The sequence below is a fragment of the Natronorubrum daqingense genome (assembly GCF_001971705.1).
Taxonomy (GTDB): domain Archaea; phylum Halobacteriota; class Halobacteria; order Halobacteriales; family Natrialbaceae; genus Natronorubrum; species Natronorubrum daqingense.
Genome location: NZ_CP019327.1, coordinates 2,061,887 through 2,079,528, shown reverse-complemented (window position 1 = coordinate 2,079,528; position 17,642 = coordinate 2,061,887). Strand labels below are relative to the sequence as shown.

Below are 17,642 nucleotides of genomic sequence, written 5' to 3'. Positions count from 1 at the left end.
TTTGAGGACAGGGTGGCTGTCAGTAGCGACCGCCCGTCTCTGCCCGCGCACGCTCAGGACTCTTCCTCGAGTCTGCCGTATCGCTCTTCGACGGTGTGGAGGTACCGCGAGAGAAAGCTCTCGCGGTCGGTTTCGCCGGCGCGCGTCTCGACGAGGAGGTCCTCGAGGTCCTCGCGGGGCTGTCGACAGAGTTCGTCGTCGCAGGACTTACAGAGGTACTCGAACGCCTTCTCTTCACGATTCCACCGATCACCGTATTTGTCGTACTCTCGGGCCATCGATCGCGTCACCTGATCGCCGCAGGCGAGACACGTGACCGTCTCAGTCTGCGTTCGGGAAGGCCACATACTAGAGAGAACGCCATGCTATTATTTAGCAATTAGCACACTCCTTGGCGGCGGTGAGTATTCGAGCGACCGGTCTTTCGATTTCGGTGACCTGCCAGTGGCTGCGTGGCGACCGCTGTCGGCCTCGAGACGAATCTAATCTGTTAAATGCACACGTGCGATACTACGGGTATGCAGGTCAAATCTCGACATCACCTCCGAAGTGATGCCGTTTCGGACGTAGAGGGAACGCTCGAGGACCAACTCGGCGTCTCCCCCGACGGTGATACCTACGAGCGCGTCGAGTTCGAAGACACCGACTGGGAGGTCGTCCTCATCGACGGCGAGCCACAGGTCGCTTACTTCGACGAGGAGCCGTTCGTGACCGTGCGAGGGGCGAACGCGTACGGTCCGGACCGACGCGTCGTGACCGTCGACGCCGGTGCGATCTCGTTCGTCAGCGACGGCGCGGACGTGATGCGACCGGGCATCACCGAGGCGACCGAGGACATCTCTCCCGACGATCTGGTCGTCATCGCCGAAGAATCACACGGCAAGGTCCTCGCCGTCGGCCGCGCTCGAGTCGACGGCGCGGAGATGGCCGGCGAGGAGGGAAAGGTGGTCGACTCGCTTCACCACGTCGGCGATGACCTCTACGAATTTAGCGGCTAACGCAGCGAATCAACGTTTTTGACCCGTCTCTCAGTCGGTCGCTTCGGCTAACGAATCTTCCTCGAAGGCGTCGCTGTAGCGCTCGAGCGTCGCCTCGTAGCCCATCACCGCGAGGTCGTACGTCTCGCGGAGCGACTCGATCGGCGTCTCAGTCGCGTCGACTCGCAAATCGTTGTACGGGGGCTCCCACTCGTGGGACTCCGTCGACTCGACGACGACGGCCGCACTCTGAACGGACAACTCCTCGCGCTTGTCGCCACCTTCCCGATGGCCCGCAGCGAGCGCGTCGATCAGTCGCTTCGCCAGCGGTTCGGTCTCGGTGTCGGCGACCACGGCACCCGGGCCGGTCGATCGATCCGTCGCCTCGTGAACCGCGTGGTCCTCGTACGTCGTCGCGACCGACTCGAGGACGTCCTCGCCGGTCAGCATGTTTCCGGCGACGGTCGCGTGGTCTCGCTCGAGGTGGCCGAACCAGTCGACGCACTCCTCGCCGGAGAACGCAAACGAATCGTCGCGGTCGACGCCGTGAACTTGTCGCTGTGGTGCGCCGTCGTCGGTGTTGAGCAGCGCTTCGATCGAATCGTCGACGGCGAGTCCCTCGTCGACGTACTCGATACCCCGCTCGCCGAGTTCGACGTTGACGAGACTCTGTGTCGCGACGGCTCCGTGTTCGCTGACGAACGGACAGAGCGCGCCGACGCCGGGGAGGCGCGTCGTCACGGCGACGCCGAATCGATGGTGGCTCTCTCCGTCGTCTGTCTCGTAGCGCTCGCGGACGCAGATGCTGAACGTCATCGCGTCACTATACTTCCGTTTTGGATAAATACGTGCTGGCAAAACCTCGTAGTCGGACGCGAGCGCTCGATGGCTCCTGTCGGACACGTATTGCCCGGGCTCTCGAGGAACGTGGCTGTCGTCGTCCTCCGCGTGAGCACCGACCGTGATCGGTGCGCGCTCGGGACCGTCTGACGTAAGAACTATACTGGCGGCGGCGGTGGGTTACGCCAATGGGATTTATGAGTAAAATTCTCGGCGGGGGCGACTCGCGGGCTGCCGAGGATTACGTCGAATTGGACCTCGACGACGTGTCGTCGGAATCGGCCGAGGCAGCCATGCAGGTACACATCGCGGAGGTCAGCGGACAGGCCGATGCGATCGACATCAAAGACGCCGTCTACGACGGTGACATCGTCATCGCCGACATCACGCGACTGCGGACGAAAGACGCCACCGTCGAACACATCGTCGACGAACTCCGCCAAGTCGCGCACGAAGTCGACGGCGACATCGTTCGAAAAGGCGACGATCAGATGATCATCACGCCGACCGGCGTCCGGATCAGCCGAGAGAAACTGGGCAAGCGATCCTAACGCGAACGGCTCGGCGTTCGAGCGCGACTCTTCTCGTCCCGAACTACGACGTCTCCTGTCGTGGTGAACGATCGTTCCGTCTATCACCGCCGCGGTGTGGCGATTTCTGTCACTATCCGTGATGGTGTACTCCCCGAAAAATAATGAAAATAATCCATTCACTCTTCTAATGGGTGTACGGGTGTCTACTTCCAAACCCGAATGGACTGCTCAATTGTTCGAATATCCTGAACGAAACGGAAACATCGCCCGTGATAGACGGTCACGGCGACCAAACGACAATACTTTTCCACCGGGGTGCGAAACTCCCACTATGGCTGACGATCTCAAGAAAGGACTGGAGGGAGTCCTTGTTGCAGAGTCCGGGCTCAGCTCGATCGATGGTGACGCCGGTCGGCTGATCTATCGAGGGTATTCGATCGAGGAACTCGCTCGCGGCGCGAGCTACGAGGAAGTCCTCTATCTCCTCTGGCACGGCGAACTCCCAGGCGCGGATGAACTCGAGTCGTTCACCGCCGCGATCAACGAAGAACGCGACGTTTCCGAGGACGTCCTCGAAACGATGGAACGCCTCGCGACAGCCGACGAACAGCCGATGGCCGCACTCCGGACTGCGGTCTCGATGCTCTCGGCGTCCGAACCCGAGACCGATGCCGACCCCGAAGATCTCGAGGCGACGCTTCGAAAGGGTCGTCGGATCACCGCGAAGATTCCGACCGCGCTCGCGGCCTTCGAACGTTACCGACTCGACGAAGAGCCCGTCGACCCCCACCCAGAGCTGGGGCTCGCGGCGAATTTCCTCTACATGCTCACCGGCGAGGAGCCAAGCGACATCCACGCCGAAACGTTCGATCAGGCGCTCATCTTGCACGCAGACCACGGCCTGAACGCCTCGACGTTCACGTCGATGGTGATCGGTTCGACGATGGCCGACATCTACAGCGCCGTCACCGGCGGCGTGAGCGCTCTTTCCGGTCCACTCCACGGCGGTGCGAATCAGGACGTGATGGAGGTCCTCTTCGAAATCGACGAGAGCGACCTCGATCACCGCGAGTGGGTCGAGCAAGCCAACGAAGCGGGACGACGAATTCCCGGCTTCGGTCACCGCGTCTACAACGTCAAGGACCCGCGTGCGGAGATCCTGCAGGAACGAAGCAAGGAACTCGCCAACGAAGGCGACAGCAAGTGGTACGATTACACCACCACCATCGAACAGTACCTCTCTGAGGAACAGGGACTCGCCGAGAAAGGAATCGCCCCGAACGTCGACTTCTACTCCGGCTCAGTCTACTACCAACTCGGCATTCCGATCGATATGTACACGCCAATCTTCGCGATGAGCCGCGTCGGCGGCTGGGTCGGTCACGTCCTTGAGTATCAGGAGGATAACCGTCTCATTCGCCCACTTTCGCGTTACACCGGCCCGGAAGACCAGGAGTTCGTCCCGCTCGAGGACCGATAAGTACCGTTTACGACCGGGCACTCGGCCCCGGCCATTTTCCTGTCGATTACGTTCACGACGAATGGCACAGCCAGACTCATCACCAGCATGATACGCTATACCGTGTTGATATATCACGAACGACGACCGTCTGCCAGGTGTCAGACACGGCCGCGTCACCGCTCCAGTCTGGCGTTTTCACTTTCACCGTGGAGCCATGAGCTTTATATGCACCGCGTTCCCTTCTTCATCTGCACGTCACACGCCGTGCATTTCCTGTATTCCCTGTCGTGTTGCCTTTGGCAACACAATTCTGTCGGGGCCGGGGCTGGGACGACCGACCGGCCGATCCCCGACAGTCTTACACTACGTCCCGAGTAGTCAGGTGTATGCTCACACTCGCCGATATTCTCGAGGCACGCGAACGGGTCCGCGAAACGTCCAGACACACCCCGCTCGAGCACTCACACACGTATTCGTCGATGACCGATGCCGACGTTCGACTGAAACTCGAGAACTTTCAGCGAACCGGCGCGTTCAAAATCCGCGGCGCGACGAACCGGATCGCGACGCTCTCGAGGGCGGAAAAGGACGCCGGCGTCGTCACCGCGAGCGCGGGGAATCACGCCCAGGGTGTCGCACTCGCGGCGACGCGTTCCGGCGTGGACTCGAAGATTGTCATGCCCGAGCACGCGCCGATTTCGAAGGTGAAGGCGACGAAGAACTACGGCGCGGAGGTCGTCCTCTCCGGGTGCGACTACAACGAAGCCGCCGACCGCGCACACGAGATCGAACGCGAGGAAGGCCGGACGTACGTTCACGCCTTCGACGACGAAGACATCATGGCAGGTCAGGGCACCATCGGTCTCGAGATCCTCGAGGACTGTCCCGACGTGGAGACGGTCGTCGTCCCGATCGGTGGCGGCGGCCTCATCAGCGGAATTGCGACGGCGATCAAAGAACGCCGCCCCGAGACTCGCGTCGTCGGGGTGCAAGCCGAAGGAGCCTCGAGCGCCGCGTCGTCACTCGAGAAGGGCGAGCGAATCTCCCTCGATGGCGTCGACACCATCGCGGACGGAATCGCAACGCGGCGCGTCGGCGAACACACGTTTCCGTACATACAGGAGTACGTCGACGAGGTCGTCACGGTCTCGGATTCGGAAATCGCCGTCACGCTCGTTTACCTCCTCGAGCGCTCGAAGACGCTCGTCGAGGGTGCAGGGGCGGTTCCGCTGGCGGCGACGCTCTTCGAATCCTTCGAGTACGAGGCGGACGAGACGATCGTGCCCGTCCTCTCGGGGGGCAATATTGACCTCAACCAGTTGACGAACGTTGTAGTCCGCGGCCTCGTCGAGACGGGTCGGTATCTGAAGATTCGGACGGTGCTCAAAGACCGCCCCGGCGCGCTCGAGGACCTGCTCGACATCTTCACCGCACATCGAGCGAATATCTACGCGATTCATCACGACCGTACGTCCCGCGAGGTCGAGATGAGCGATACAGAAGTCGAGATCGAACTCGAGATGCGCGGGCCAGATCACGTCGACGCGTTTCTCTCGGATCTGCGGGAAGCGGGATACGCCGTGGACATTCTGGCCTAACTGGATCGCTCGCGAGTCTCACTTTGTGTTCTTTTCGACGCCGTTCGAGACGACGGACCGATTTAAGCGTACTCGACCATATACGTCGTGTATGAAACGTGTCATCGAGACCGACGACGCACCCGCTGCGGTCGGCGCGTACAGCCAGGCGACCACCGACGGTTCGCTCCTGTTCACCGCCGGCCAGATTCCCCTGACGACCGACGGTGAACTCCTCGCGGACGAACCGATCGAAGCCCAGACCGAGCAGGCGCTGGACAACCTCACGTCGGTGCTCGAGGCCGACGGCGCGACGGCCGAGGACGTCCTCAAGGTCACCGTCTTCCTCGACGATATCGACGATTTCGGGGCGATGAACGAGACCTACGCCGACTACTTCGACGACGAGCCACCCGCACGAAGCGCACTCGAGGTCGCGGCCCTCCCGAAGGGCGTCGGCGTCGAGATCGAAGCCGTGGCGACGCTCGAGTAGGCGCTCGAGCGTGTTCGCTCCAAACACTCCAATCGATCGCTCGCGTGTACTGTCGGCGCTCCTGTGGGGAGCCGTCGGCTTCTCGGCGTTTCTGACGCTCGTGCAAGGGTACGCCCTCGTCGTCGAGCCACTGGTGTCGATCACGCAGGGGGTGTTCGTCGCGACGTGCGTCGGTGCGGTGACAGCAGTCGGTGCGTACGCGCTCGAGCACCGACTCCTCGCGTGGATGGCCGGCCGCGTGTCGGATGATCCCCAATCACACGACGGCGACAGTAAAAGTAAGAGTTAAACGACGGACGTGGTTACGTTCACTCGAGCCAGGATGGCCGAACGGTAAGGCGCACGCCTGGAAAGCGTGTTCCCTTTGGGATTCAGGGTTCAAATCCCTGTCCTGGCGTTTTCGCGATTTCAATACCGACGAGCGGCGCATCGCGACGCGAGTTATTCGAAATCGCGAAACGCCACAAAGCAGGATTTGAATAGGAGAAGTCGCAGCCCCGGAACGGCCGAACGCAGTGAGGCCGCACGCCCGGAACGTCTTCACGTAGTTCAAATCCCAGTCCTGGCGTTTCTGTAATTTCACACTCTCGAGTCACAACCACGAACGTGCGCGAACGGTTTCGCGTCGTTCAACTCCCAGTCACGGCGTCTTCTCCGTCGTACACACTCGAGAGTACTGCGGCCTCACCGAACGGCGTCGAGCAGGCTCGAGCGTGACGATTTCACCGACCGACTCACAGCAATCGAATGACGCTGCGGTCGACGGACGGTGACCGACCGATCACCGTCTGATCTCGATGGGCGAATCGGTCGTGATCCAGCGACGGGGATCGTCGGGGTCGCGGATCTCGAGTTGGCCGTCTTGACACACCAGGAGTTCGTATCGATCCGTCATGGGAGTCTCGTCGAGATGTCCGGTGCGGCCGGGTATCGTAACACGGGTCCTACCGATGTGGTCCGAGGTGGTACGGGGCCGATACCAGCCGAGTTGTGCGCGATGCAACGGATCGTCCCGAGGGGCAGGCGTTAGAAGCGAACAACGCTATACGCGTCGCGAGCGAAGACTCGGGTATGTGCGGGCGCTACACGCTATTCGTCGAACAAACTGAACTCGAGGACCGATTCGACGCGCGGTTTGTGGACTCGAGTGGCGGGTTCAGTCCGCGATATAACATGGCACCGGGCCAACAGCTCCCAGTGATCACGAACGACGCACCCGAGACGATTCGGCGACTCGAGTGGGGGCTGATTCCCTCGTGGGCCGACGACGACAGCGACGGACTCATCAACGCGCGTGCGGAAACCGTCGCCGAAAAGCCGAGTTTTCGAGACGCGTACGAACGCCGCCCAAGCGCTTCGGAGCAACGCGACGGCGAACACGACTTGCCGTCGGCGGGTCGGTGTCTGGTTCCCGCGGATGGCTTCTACGAGTGGGTCGAGACCGACGACGGAAAACAGCCCTACAGGGTCTGTTTCGAGGACGATCGGGTGTTCGCGCTGGCGGGTCTCTGGACGCGCTGGGAACCGGACGACGAGACGACGCAGGCGGGCCTCGACAGCTTCGGTGGCGGTGTCGAAACCGACGAGGACGACGATGGTTCACTCGAGACCTTTACTATCATCACGACGGAGCCGAACGCGGTCGTCGAGGACCTTCACCATCGAATGGCCGTTATTCTCGAGCCAGCGGCCGAACGGGAGTGGCTGACGGCCGACGATCCGTCGAATCTTCTCGAGCCGATTTCCGCAGCCGACATGCGCGCGTATCCCGTTTCCACGGCGGTCAACAACCCGACAGTCGACGACCGTTCCTTAGTCGAACCGCTCGAGTCCTGACGTCGGGGGCGTCTCCGTGTCGCGCTGGTCGTTCCGGTGTGACCGCAATCTAACTCGTATTTAAATGTGCGGGGTAATCCCGTTTCGTGACGGGTTCTGTGAACTGGTTTCACTGAGCACGTGATGGCGGTGGTCGGCGTCCGTTACGGGGGTTCTTCGGCAATACCGTCTTTCGTATGTTATCATGTGTCAATATCGAATAGCGAAGAATATATATAGAAGGGCAATCAATGAATCAGCTGACTATGAGCCAGCGAATGCAGCAGGGACAGCCGATGATCGTGATGAGCGAAGATTCCCAGCGTGTCAAGGACAAAGACGCGCAGGATTACAACATCAGCGCGGCCCGTGCAGTCGCCGAGGCCGTCCGCTCGACACTCGGTCCGAAAGGGATGGACAAGATGCTCGTCGACTCGATGGGATCGGTAACGATCACCAACGACGGCGTCACCATCCTCCAGGAGATGGACATCGACAACCCGACGGCCGAGATGATTATCGAGGTCGCCGAAACGCAGGAGGATGAGGCTGGTGACGGGACCACGACCGCCGTCGCAATCGCCGGCGAACTCCTCAAGAACGCGGAGGATCTCCTCGAACAGGACATCCATCCGACGGCGATCATCAAAGGCTTCCACATGGCCGCAGAGCAGGCTCGCGAGGAAGTAGACGATATCGCGACCGACATCGACACGACGGACGAGGAACTCATCCGGAAGACCGCCGAAACGTCGATGACCGGCAAGGGCACCGAGGTCAACAAGGAACACCTCGCCCAACTCATCGTCGACGCCGTCAGTCAGGTTACCGTCGAAACCGAGGATGGCGACAACGTCGTCGACCTCGAGTTCCTCAACATCGAGACCCAGACCGGCCGCGCAACCGGCGAATCTGACCTCCTCGAGGGCGGCATCGTCGACAAGGACCCCGTCCACGACAACATGCCGACTGAGGCGACGGACGCCGACGTCCTGTTGCTCAACCAGTCCATCGAGGTCGAGGAGGCTGACGTCGACACGGAAGTCTCCGTCACCGACCCCGACCAACTCCAGCAGTTCCTCGACCGCGAGGAGAAACAGCTCAAGGAGAAGGTCCAGCAGATCGTCGACCTCGACGCAGACATCGTCTTCTGTCAGAAGGGGATCGACGACCTCGCACAGCACTACCTCGCGAAGGAGGGCATCCTCGCCATCCGCCGCGCCAAGAAGAGCGACCTCGAGTTCCTCTCGGAAGTCGTCGGCGCGAGCATCGTCTCCGACCTCTCGAGCGCGAGCGAGGACGACCTCGGCTACGGTGACGTTACCCGTGACGAGGAAGACGAACTGTTCTACGTCGAAGGCGAGGACGCCCACGGCGTGACCCTCCTCCTTCGTGGCTCGACCGACCACGTCGTCGACGAACTCGAGCGCGGCGTCACCGACGCCCTCGACGTCGTCGCACAGACGGTCTCCGACGGCCGCGTGCTCGCAGGCGGCGGTGCAACCGAAGTCGAACTGGCGTCCCGACTGCGCGACTTCGCCGACTCCGTCTCCGGTCGTGAGCAACTCGCCGTCGAGGCCTTCGCGGACTCGCTCGAACTCGTCCCCCGCGTGCTCGCCGAGAACGCCGGCCTCGACTCCATCGACACGCTCGTCGACCTGCGCGCAGCACACGACGACGGCGACGTACAGGCCGGATTGAACGTCTTCTCGAGCGATATCGAGGATACGTACGAAGCAGGCGTCGTCGAGCCGGCACACGCCAAAGAGCAGGCCGTTACCTCCGCGTCCGAAGCGGCCAACCTCGTGCTCAAAATCGACGACATCATCTCCGCCGGCGACCTCTCCACCGACAAGGGTGGCGACGAAGAAGGCGCACCCGGCGGTGGCATGGGCGGCATGGGCGGCGGCATGGGCGGCATGATGTAGGAGCGATTCGGAGCGACCGCGATGAACGAGAATCGCTGAGAGCGAGCGGGGAACACAGTGACCCGCGAGCAAAATTCAGTGCAAAAGCTTCTTTCTTCCGTTAGGAGACGCGGAACGTTCTCAGTTTACGGCTGCGCCGTTCGCTTGATCGTAGCGGCTCGTAGCGCTGCGCACTCCACTTCAGTCGTCGGCCTAGGCCGAAGCGCTCGGCGAACAGCAGTGATTGGGGTTTGCCGAACGCTCACTCGCCGATAACAGCATAGCGATTACGACCGCTCGAGCAACCGTTCACTGACTCGAGTCCTCCCGAATCTGCTTGATGTCACACCGTACTTGCGTTGCAAGCCGATGGTTGTTCGTACTCGCTCGTGTACGCCGCCTATGGCGTATCAAACTACCATTGGCTGGTCGTTGTTTTCGTCCGGTATCGTCACGCTCATCCTGATCGTTCTGCCCGGTGATTCGCTGTGGTGGGGACTCATGCTTCTCGCACTCGGCCTCCTAATCTTGTATCTTCGGTAGCGTCGAGTTCTCTCGTCACTATTCGAACGCTCGCGATTGATCGACGTGTCGTATCGAAAACGGACTCGAGGCCGAAGTTTTCGAGTGGCAGTCGCTCCGTGGTCGGAACGTACGGTAAAACCGCCCTTCGATCTGTTGCCGGTCGATTAGGTATCGGTAACGTCGAGTTCGAACTGCTCGTTTTCGCTGACAGCGTTGAGGACGACGCTCGTGTTCGATGCTTTGATATCTGGATCAGTGAGCAACGCCTTGATCTGATCGTTCATCCCGTCGGTGTCTTTGAACTTGCCGATGGCGATCACGTCGTAGTCGCCGGTCACTTCGTAGACGCTGGTCATCTGACGGTGATCGCGAAGCGTTTCGGTGATGTCCGGGAGCGCGTTCCCTTCGACCTGAAGCTGAATAACGGCGGTGACGTCGTATCCGACCGCGTCGTAATCGACACGCGGTGTATAGCCCTCGATTACGCCATCCTCCTCGAGATCCGAGAGATGATTCGAAACCGTGGTGACAGAGACGTCGAGCTCTTCGGCGAGGCTACGGAGGCTCGCGCGACCGTCACCCAAGAGTGCATTCACTAGTTTTGCATCGAGATTTTCGTACGTCATCACATCTACCCTCTCACTCGACCCTTTAGAACTTTACGAATATACAATTCCAGAGGGGAGAGAGAAGATTTGCTTGGAGCAGTAGGGTTTTAGTAGCAGAGTTACTTGGGTAGGACGACGAGAAGATGACAAGCGGAAACATCACTGAGGCCGAACAGGCCGTACTCGACGACATTGAGGAGAACGATATCGACTTCCTGCGACTGCAATTTACCGATATTCTTGGCACTGTAAAAAACGTCTCAGTGCCAGCCCGACAGGCCGAAAAAGCGTTCGCCGAAGGTATTTACTTCGACGGCTCGTCGATCGAAGGGTTCGTTCGCATCCAGGAATCGGACATGCGTCTGGTTCCGGACCCGAACACGTTTGCGATTCTCCCGTGGCGAAACCGTGAGGATGGTGCGTCCGCCCGAATGATCTGTGACGTCTACAACACGACCTCGGGCGAGCCATTCGAGGGCGACCCGCGTCGCGTGCTCAGGAACGCACTCGACCGTGCTCACGAGATGGGCTACGAAGTCAACGCCGCCCCAGAGCCCGAATTCTTCCTCTTCGAGGAGGACGAAGAGGGCCGTGCGACGACGACGACCAACGACGCAGGCGGGTACTTCGACCTCGCACCGAAAGACCTCGCGAGCGACGTCCGACGTGACATCATCTACGGCCTCGAGAACATGGGCTTCGAAGTGGAAGCGAGCCACCACGAAGTCGCCGAAGGTCAACACGAGATCAACTTCGAGTACGACGACGCGCTCACCACGGCCGACAACGTCGCCACCTTCCGCACCGTCGTTCGGGCCATCGCCGCCCAACACGACTATCACGCGACGTTCATGCCAAAGCCGATTCCGGAGATTAACGGGTCGGGCATGCACACGCACATCTCGTTGTTCACCGAGGACGGCGAGAACGCCTTCCACGACGAGGACGACGAGTTCAACCTCAGCGAGGAAGCCCGCGCCTTCACCGCCGGAGTCCTCGAGCATGCACCCGCAATTACGGCGGTCGCGAACCCGACGGTCAACAGCTACAAGCGACTCGTGCCCGGCTACGAGGCACCCGTCTACGTGGCCTGGTCCGACCGCAACCGTTCGTCGCTGATCCGTAAACCGGCTGCCCGCGTCCCTGCAGCCTCCCGCGTCGAACTGCGCTCGCCCGACCCCTCGTGTAACCCCTATCTCGCCATCGCTGTCATGATCCACGCGGGTCTCGACGGCATCGAACAGGACCTCGAGTGTCCAGATCCGGTTCGAGAGAACATCTACGAGTTCGACGAGCAAAAACGAGAGGAGTACGGCATCGACACGCTGCCGGCGAACCTCGGCGAGGCGGTCGACGCCTTAGAGGAAGACGACGCGATGTTCGACGCACTCGGCGAGCACATCGGCGAGAAGTTCGTCGAAGCCAAGCGCCAGGAGTTCGAAGAGTACCTCATCGACGTCTCCGAGTGGGAACTCGATCGCTACCTCGAGACGTTCTGAGTGCCGATACTGTCGCTCTCGACGATTCTCGACTGGGTGGGTTTTCTTGCTGATTGGGCTTTTGATTGGTTCTTGGCTCCTTCGTCACCGATTGTTCGTGGGTCTCGAATACCGACTGATTAGACACGACATCGCGTTTCTGTGTGGCTCCTTCCTGGAGTGAATACGTCCCGCCGAGGGACCCGAGTGACGACGAGTCGGCGCTAGCAACGTATCGAGTCGTCGAGAATGCCGACGAGTGCCCAGAAACGGTGTCCTCGCGTCGATTCCGCCGGAGCCGAGTCTGAAACGGACCGATCGACGAACGGCTGAATCGTGGCGCTGCTTACACGTTCCGGGCGAGCGTCGAAGTGTCTCGGTCTGGAACTGTCGTCCGTCACTCACCGGCAGGCGGCCGGTCGCCACGACGCTCACCCCAGTTATGAGTTTCATCGGATACCACGCCTCCCACGAACAGTTTTCACCCTCGACGCTGCTCGAGTACGTCGAACAGGCCGACGAACACGGCTTCGAGGCTGCACTCGCCTCGGACCACTTCCATCCCTGGAGCGAGCGTCAAGGCGAGTCCGGCTTCGTCTGGTCCTGGCTCGGGTCGGCACTCGAGCGAACGTCGATGACGTTCGGGACCGTCAACGCGCCGGGGTACCGGTATCACCCGGCGATCATCGCGCAGGCGGCGGCGACGCTTCGGGAAACGTATCCCGAGCGATTTTGGCTCGCCGTGGGTAGCGGCCAGTTGCTCAACGAGGGGATTACGGGCACCGACTGGCCGATCAAAGACGATCGTAACGCCCGTCTCGAGGAATCCGCACGGATCATGCGACGACTCTGGGACGGCGAAGAACTGACCCACGACGGTCAGGTTACGGTCGAACGAGCGAAACTGTACTCCCGCCCGGAGACGCCGCCGCCAGTGATCGGTGCGGCCCTCTCCGAAGAGACAGCTCGCTGGCTCGGAACGTGTGAGTGGGTCGACGGCCTGATCACCATCGCGACGCCGGATCACGAGGGCGTCGAAAACCGCGTCGAGGCCTTCCGCGAGCACGCGCCCGACAAATCGGTCTTTCTCAAGGTGCAACTGTCCTACGACAAGGACAACGAGGCGGCACTCGAGGGCGCGTACGATCAGTGGCGGACGAACTGCGTTCCGGGGGCCGTCACGCAGGAGCTTCGAACACCGGAGGAGTACGACGAACTCGGCGAGTCGATCACCCGCGAGGAGGTCGAAGCGAACGTTCGCGTTTCGAGCGATCTCGAGGACCACATCGAGTGGCTCGAGCGCGATCGCGCGCTCGATGTCGACGGAATCTACCTGCACAACGTCGCTCGATCGCAATCGCGCTTCATCGAGGATTTCGGAGAGAGAGTACTTCCCGAACTCACGTAACTCGAGAGTTCGTTGCGTGTGCTCGCCTGCGTTCGGAACGCGTCGGTACCGTACTCACTCGCCTTTTCGAGCACGAACTCACTGTAGCCGGTCGTAGTGATGGCCTGTATCGCGGCCTCCGTCGAACGTCTTACAGTTCCGCTTCCTCCTCGTCGGTTGCCTCGAGCACTATATCGAAGCGGTCACGGAGGCGTTTCTTGTCGAACTTCCCGGTTGAGGTCTTCGGGATTTCGTCGATGAACTCGTAGGCGTCCGGCAGCCACCAGTCCGGGAACGTCTCCCCGAGGTGGTCCGCGAGGTCGTCCGCCACGAGATCCGCGTCAGCCGTCGGAACGACGATCGCGAGGGGCCGTTCCTGCCAGCGTTCGTGTTCGACGCCGACGACCGTCGCCTCGGCGACATCCTCGTGGGCGATGAGGTCGTTCTCGAGTTGGACCGACGAGATCCACTCGCCGCCCGATTTAATCACGTCCTTGTCGCGGTCGACGACGTCGACGTAGCCCAGTTCGTCGCGTACGGCGATGTCGCCGGTTCTGAGGTAGCCGTCGTCGGTGAACGCCTGCTCGTTTTCCTCCGGCCGGTTGTGGTAGTGATCGGTCACCCAGGGGCTGCGAACCTCGAGTTCGCCCATCGTCTCACCGTCTCGGGGGACTTCCTCGCCGTCGTCGTCGATGATACGGACCTGCATCCCCGGCACGGGGAAGCCCGCCATCGTCCGGTACTCGTACTGTTCTTCCGGTGAGAGCGCTTCGACTTCCGTTCGGAGCGTGCTGAGTGTGCCGAGTGGCGACGTTTCGGTCATCCCCCAGCCTTGGATGATCGGCGCGTCGTACTCCTCGTCGTACTTGCGGATGAGTGATTCCGGCGGCGCGGAGCCCCCGACAGTAAGGCGGTCGATGTTGGAGATGTCGACGTCCGGGTTCTCGTCGAGGTAGTTCGCCATCTCGAGCCAGATGGTCGGGACGGCCGCCGAGACGGTGACCTCCTCATCGTCGATCAGGTGCGCGAGCGACTCGGGGTCGGTGTGGACGGACGGGAACACCTGTTTCGCGCCGGCGAACGTCGCGGCGTATGGGATTCCCCAGCCGTTGGCGTGGAACATCGGCACGACCGGCAGGGCGACGTCACCCTCGCTCACCTGGTTGGCGTCGACGTGCCCGCACATGATGCTGTGGAGGTACATCGCCCGGTGAGTGTAGGGGACGCCCTTCGGGAGCCCCGTCGTCCCCGAGGTGTGACACATGCCGTACTCGCGATCCTCGTCGATGTCGGGCCACTCGTACTCCGTCGGGTGGCCGGCGAGCAGCGACTCGTAGGCGACCACCGGTTCGAGGTCGGTTTCGGGCAGCTCGTCCTCCTCACAGAGGATTACGTACTGTTTGACCGTCTCGAGTTCGTCCGCGTTCGCCTCGACTTTCTCGACGAGCGCCGGATCGACGAAGATCACCTCGTCCTCGGCGTCTTCGATCGTGTGGACGAAGTGGTGGTCGGGCAGTCGCATGTTGCACATGTGAATCGACCGCGCCGAGCACGCAGGCCCGAAGTAGAGTTCGAAGTGGCGATAGTGGTTCGTCGCGACCACCCCGACGCGTGCTCCCTCCTCGAGTCCCATCTCGTCGAGCGCGTGAGCGAGCTGACAGATCCGCTCGTACGCGTCGCCGTAGGTGTAGCGGTGCGTGCTCCCGTCCGGCAGTTTCGTCACCAGTTCCCGCTCGGGAAAGAGGTCGACCGCTCGCTCGAGTATCTTGTCAAGTGTTAACTGAACACCCATCATGGCTGTGGCAAATATTGACGGACAGGGATTTGAACGTTTGGACCGACGAACCCCGGTGAGAACGGACTCGAGTGGATGTATCTCCTGAAATACGCTGTATCTGACCGTCAGACGGTAATCGCTGTTTCGAGTGTCACGTCGGGTACGGAAGCCTTGTCAACCTCGAAACCCACTCGACCGACCCGTACTCTGAAAGTGTGGGTATCCGTCGCATTCTCGTATGGGTGTTGCGGTTGCATACATGCGTTGTGGACGCGAATCGTCCGACGGATCAACCGGCTGGGCGTATGAAAACGAGTTGTGAGTCGTCTGACGGTCGTTCGGCTCGGAGTGTCTACGATACCGAACCTATAAACTAAAGTAAACCTAAAAGAAATTCTGAACATGATGAACAGAAGAACCGTCCTTGCTGGTGCTGGAACGGCAGGGCTCGTCGGTCTCTCCGGCTGTTTAGGGTTAGCCGGACTCGACGAACATGCCTCGTCCCCTGCTGGCGTCGAACGGGCTATCCGCGACGACACGGGGTACGAGCAAACCGAAGTCGAAGAAATCCCCATCGACGAGGGGGTTGATCTCCTGTTGTACGAGGAGAGCGTTACCGTGTTGAACCACCTCACGGAGCACGAGAAGACGGTCGATATGGGGCCAGCAGGTCGCCAGCGGGGTGCCGTGTTCTTGCTCTTGACGACGCCGCAGGTAAGCGTCGCCGGGCAGGAATTCAACCCCGTTGGAGAGATGAATACCGAAGAACTGGTCGAACTGGTCGAAGACAATTACGACGACATCAGCAACATCACTCACGAAGAAGACGACGACGTCTCCCTGCTCGAGCAAGATACGACTCAATCTCGATTCAGTGCAGAAGCGACGTTCGACGGCACCGACCTCGACGTCTATCTACACGTCACTGAGGCCGTCGAAAGCAACGACGATCTGTTGATCGCGATCGGTGTCTATCCGGAGTACGTGCAAGCAGAGGAAGAAGCAAACGTCCGCTCGCTGATCGAAGGTGTCATCGAAGACGTCGACGAGATGGATGGTGATGGTGGCAACGGTGATGGTGTCGATGATGATGATGCTGAATCGGACGACGAGTCAGATGGCGATGACCAGGAAGACGACGAAGATGCTGACGCCATCGAGATCTAACGCGCAGAAAATTCCACCCCGTGTATCGAGGTGTCCGTCCGGTCAATCGTCGCCCTCGAGTCGAACCAGTTCGTCGACGTCCGGAATATCGGCCGCGGCGTCGGTGATCTGTTGCATTCGGTCGGTGTGCTTGTCGACGGCGTAGGCGGCCAGTTCGCCGTCTTGGAGACCGACGCGCTCTTCGTCCTCGTCGGGCTGGTACCGGTTGTCCTCGGTGATTCCCTGGACGAGCGGGAGGAGTTCGTTGACGGTGTTCTCGATCAACGTCGGTTCGACACCCTCCGATTTGATGAGCGTCTTCAGCTGGTTCATGCCGAAGCCGACGTGTCGACCCTCGTCGCTTCTAATCTTCGTGAAGCCCTCGACGAGCCCCGGCAGGTGCGGTAACTCCTCGAACTCGCCGCCGTAGGAGGTTTGCATACCGTAGTACCCCGTCTGAGCGAGGATCCCCTCGACCGTCAGGTGGTAGTGACAGTACGCTTTCGCGCGGTTTTCGGGAGTGTCGTCCTCGAGCAGGCGATACTGGGCCTTCTTGTTTCGGTCGAAGAGTTCGACGTAGGGCTCGTTGAACCACTTGTCATCGCGCGGATTCGATCGCTCCCAGCCGAGTTCGTCCTCGACCGCCCAGACGACTTCGCGCCAGTAGCGATCGAAGAAGTCCGCGTGTTTGGCCTCCTCGTAAAGTTGGGTCGTCAAGAACAGCTGGTCGTCGATATCCTCGAGTACCGTCGCCAGCGGCGCGAGGTCCTCTGTGACGGCGTCCTCGCCCGCGCCGAACTTCGCGATGCCGTTGAGCGTCCGATCCCACGACTGTTCGTCGTAGTTCTCCGCTCCCTCGATGTACTCGAGGAGGCGCTCAACGTCTCGCTCGAGGTCGATTTCACCGGGATCCCAGTGGCGTTCGACTGCGTTTCGATAGTAGCGATTAGACCGGGACTCCCGGTTCATCATCTCGGTCGGTGTGTACTTTGTTGGCATAGTACAACATCCTTGCCCCGTCCCTTAACTGTGAGTACACTATCAACTGATAGGAACCGTGGCGCCGTTGTCGGATTCCGATACCAGTTGCTGAGTCGTTTGCTCTCGTTGCTTTCCA

General features: G+C 60.8%; 17 protein-coding genes and 1 tRNA gene. 13 read left to right on the top strand and 5 right to left on the bottom strand.

Annotation, left to right across the window (positions count from 1 at the left end; all coding sequences use genetic code 11):
• Positions 1 to 53: 53 nt before the first annotated feature.
• Positions 54 to 347 (bottom strand): DUF7562 family protein, encoded by a 294-nt coding sequence (locus BB347_RS10095; RefSeq protein ID WP_076581099.1) that lies wholly within the window; start codon positions 345 to 347, stop codon positions 54 to 56.
• A gap of 171 nt (positions 348 to 518) precedes the next feature.
• Between BB347_RS10095 and BB347_RS10090 the strand changes: the two genes are divergently transcribed.
• The gene (locus tag BB347_RS10090) at positions 519 to 998 is read left to right on the top strand and encodes an RNA-binding protein (protein WP_076581097.1); all 480 of its coding nucleotides are present in this window, start codon (positions 519 to 521) and stop codon (positions 996 to 998) included.
• Between the two features lie 30 nt (positions 999 to 1,028).
• On the opposite strand, the gene BB347_RS10085 is transcribed toward BB347_RS10090, so the two are convergent.
• Positions 1,029 to 1,793: a DUF1028 domain-containing protein gene (locus BB347_RS10085; protein ID WP_076581095.1), complete on the bottom strand. Its 765-nt coding sequence runs from the start codon at positions 1,791 to 1,793 to the stop codon at positions 1,029 to 1,031.
• A gap of 212 nt (positions 1,794 to 2,005) precedes the next feature.
• Here BB347_RS10085 and BB347_RS10080 point away from each other — a divergent pair, with 212 nt between their 5' ends.
• The 9 genes from BB347_RS10080 (at position 2,006) to BB347_RS19305 (ending at position 10,147) form a co-directional block, all read left to right on the top strand.
• Positions 2,006 to 2,368, top strand: a complete 363-nt coding sequence (locus tag BB347_RS10080; protein ID WP_076581093.1) for a cell division protein SepF — start codon at positions 2,006 to 2,008, stop codon at positions 2,366 to 2,368.
• A 313-nt stretch (positions 2,369 to 2,681) separates the two neighbouring features.
• Positions 2,682 to 3,830: a citrate synthase gene (citZ, locus tag BB347_RS10075; protein ID WP_076581092.1), complete on the top strand. Its 1,149-nt coding sequence runs from the start codon at positions 2,682 to 2,684 to the stop codon at positions 3,828 to 3,830.
• Between the two features lie 368 nt (positions 3,831 to 4,198).
• Positions 4,199 to 5,410, top strand: coding sequence for a threonine ammonia-lyase (gene ilvA, locus BB347_RS10070; RefSeq protein ID WP_076581090.1), 1,212 nt, complete (start codon positions 4,199 to 4,201; stop codon positions 5,408 to 5,410).
• 91 nt (positions 5,411 to 5,501) lie between these two features.
• Entirely contained in the window at positions 5,502 to 5,882 is a 381-nt protein-coding gene (locus BB347_RS10065) for a Rid family detoxifying hydrolase (protein WP_076581088.1), read from the top strand.
• 31 nt (positions 5,883 to 5,913) lie between these two features.
• The gene (locus BB347_RS19610) at positions 5,914 to 6,171 is read left to right on the top strand and encodes a hypothetical protein (protein WP_076581707.1); all 258 of its coding nucleotides are present in this window, start codon (positions 5,914 to 5,916) and stop codon (positions 6,169 to 6,171) included.
• A 27-nt stretch (positions 6,172 to 6,198) separates the two neighbouring features.
• Positions 6,199 to 6,279: transfer RNA gene (locus BB347_RS10055), tRNA-Ser, on the top strand.
• Positions 6,280 to 6,953: 674 nt separating this feature from the next.
• A complete protein-coding gene (locus tag BB347_RS10050) occupies positions 6,954 to 7,718 on the top strand; it encodes an SOS response-associated peptidase (RefSeq protein ID WP_076581705.1) in 765 nt (254 codons plus the stop codon).
• A gap of 245 nt (positions 7,719 to 7,963) precedes the next feature.
• Positions 7,964 to 9,625: a thermosome subunit beta gene (thsB, locus tag BB347_RS10045; RefSeq protein WP_076581703.1), complete on the top strand. Its 1,662-nt coding sequence runs from the start codon at positions 7,964 to 7,966 to the stop codon at positions 9,623 to 9,625.
• A 381-nt stretch (positions 9,626 to 10,006) separates the two neighbouring features.
• A complete protein-coding gene (locus BB347_RS19305; protein ID WP_168170944.1) occupies positions 10,007 to 10,147 on the top strand; it encodes a hypothetical protein in 141 nt (46 codons plus the stop codon).
• 146 nt (positions 10,148 to 10,293) lie between these two features.
• Here BB347_RS19305 and lrp read toward each other — a convergent pair whose 3' ends face one another.
• Positions 10,294 to 10,755 (bottom strand): HTH-type transcriptional regulator Lrp, encoded by a 462-nt coding sequence (gene lrp / locus BB347_RS10040; protein WP_076581086.1) that lies wholly within the window; start codon positions 10,753 to 10,755, stop codon positions 10,294 to 10,296.
• 125 nt (positions 10,756 to 10,880) lie between these two features.
• Between lrp and BB347_RS10035 the strand changes: the two genes are divergently transcribed.
• Complete coding sequence (locus BB347_RS10035; protein ID WP_076581084.1) at positions 10,881 to 12,236, top strand: glutamine synthetase family protein; 1,356 nt, start codon at positions 10,881 to 10,883, stop codon at positions 12,234 to 12,236.
• Positions 12,237 to 12,657: 421 nt separating this feature from the next.
• Positions 12,658 to 13,623, top strand: a complete 966-nt coding sequence (locus tag BB347_RS10030; protein WP_076581082.1) for a TIGR03885 family FMN-dependent LLM class oxidoreductase — start codon at positions 12,658 to 12,660, stop codon at positions 13,621 to 13,623.
• A 130-nt stretch (positions 13,624 to 13,753) separates the two neighbouring features.
• Here the strand turns inward: BB347_RS10030 and BB347_RS10025 are convergent, their stop codons facing one another.
• Entirely contained in the window at positions 13,754 to 15,397 is a 1,644-nt protein-coding gene (locus tag BB347_RS10025; RefSeq protein WP_076581080.1) for a long-chain fatty acid--CoA ligase, read from the bottom strand.
• 384 nt (positions 15,398 to 15,781) lie between these two features.
• On the opposite strand from BB347_RS10025, the gene BB347_RS10020 reads away from it, so the two are divergent.
• Complete coding sequence (locus tag BB347_RS10020; RefSeq protein ID WP_236995939.1) at positions 15,782 to 16,546, top strand: DUF6517 family protein; 765 nt, start codon at positions 15,782 to 15,784, stop codon at positions 16,544 to 16,546.
• A gap of 42 nt (positions 16,547 to 16,588) precedes the next feature.
• Here BB347_RS10020 and BB347_RS10015 read toward each other — a convergent pair whose 3' ends face one another.
• Complete coding sequence (locus BB347_RS10015; protein ID WP_076581078.1) at positions 16,589 to 17,524, bottom strand: ferritin family protein; 936 nt, start codon at positions 17,522 to 17,524, stop codon at positions 16,589 to 16,591.
• Positions 17,525 to 17,642 lie beyond the last annotated feature (118 nt).

Excerpts from the sequence above, each read along its gene's own strand:
- BB347_RS10095 (WP_076581099.1), bottom strand. The coding sequence starts at position 347 with ATGTGGCCTTCCCGAACGCAGACTGAGACGGTCACGTGTCTCGCCTGC.
- BB347_RS10090 (WP_076581097.1), top strand. The coding sequence starts at position 519 with ATGCAGGTCAAATCTCGACATCACCTCCGAAGTGATGCCGTTTCGGAC.
- BB347_RS10085 (WP_076581095.1), bottom strand. The coding sequence starts at position 1,793 with ATGACGTTCAGCATCTGCGTCCGCGAGCGCTACGAGACAGACGACGGA.
- BB347_RS10080 (WP_076581093.1), top strand. The coding sequence starts at position 2,006 with ATGGGATTTATGAGTAAAATTCTCGGCGGGGGCGACTCGCGGGCTGCC.
- citZ (WP_076581092.1), top strand. The coding sequence starts at position 2,682 with ATGGCTGACGATCTCAAGAAAGGACTGGAGGGAGTCCTTGTTGCAGAG.
- ilvA (WP_076581090.1), top strand. The coding sequence starts at position 4,199 with ATGCTCACACTCGCCGATATTCTCGAGGCACGCGAACGGGTCCGCGAA.
- BB347_RS10065 (WP_076581088.1), top strand. The coding sequence starts at position 5,502 with ATGAAACGTGTCATCGAGACCGACGACGCACCCGCTGCGGTCGGCGCG.
- BB347_RS10050 (WP_076581705.1), top strand. The coding sequence starts at position 6,954 with ATGTGCGGGCGCTACACGCTATTCGTCGAACAAACTGAACTCGAGGAC.
- thsB (WP_076581703.1), top strand. The coding sequence starts at position 7,964 with ATGAGCCAGCGAATGCAGCAGGGACAGCCGATGATCGTGATGAGCGAA.
- BB347_RS19305 (WP_168170944.1), top strand. The coding sequence starts at position 10,007 with ATGGCGTATCAAACTACCATTGGCTGGTCGTTGTTTTCGTCCGGTATC.
- lrp (WP_076581086.1), bottom strand. The coding sequence starts at position 10,755 with ATGACGTACGAAAATCTCGATGCAAAACTAGTGAATGCACTCTTGGGT.
- BB347_RS10035 (WP_076581084.1), top strand. The coding sequence starts at position 10,881 with ATGACAAGCGGAAACATCACTGAGGCCGAACAGGCCGTACTCGACGAC.
- BB347_RS10030 (WP_076581082.1), top strand. The coding sequence starts at position 12,658 with ATGAGTTTCATCGGATACCACGCCTCCCACGAACAGTTTTCACCCTCG.
- BB347_RS10025 (WP_076581080.1), bottom strand. The coding sequence starts at position 15,397 with ATGATGGGTGTTCAGTTAACACTTGACAAGATACTCGAGCGAGCGGTC.
- BB347_RS10020 (WP_236995939.1), top strand. The coding sequence starts at position 15,782 with ATGATGAACAGAAGAACCGTCCTTGCTGGTGCTGGAACGGCAGGGCTC.
- BB347_RS10015 (WP_076581078.1), bottom strand. The coding sequence starts at position 17,524 with ATGCCAACAAAGTACACACCGACCGAGATGATGAACCGGGAGTCCCGG.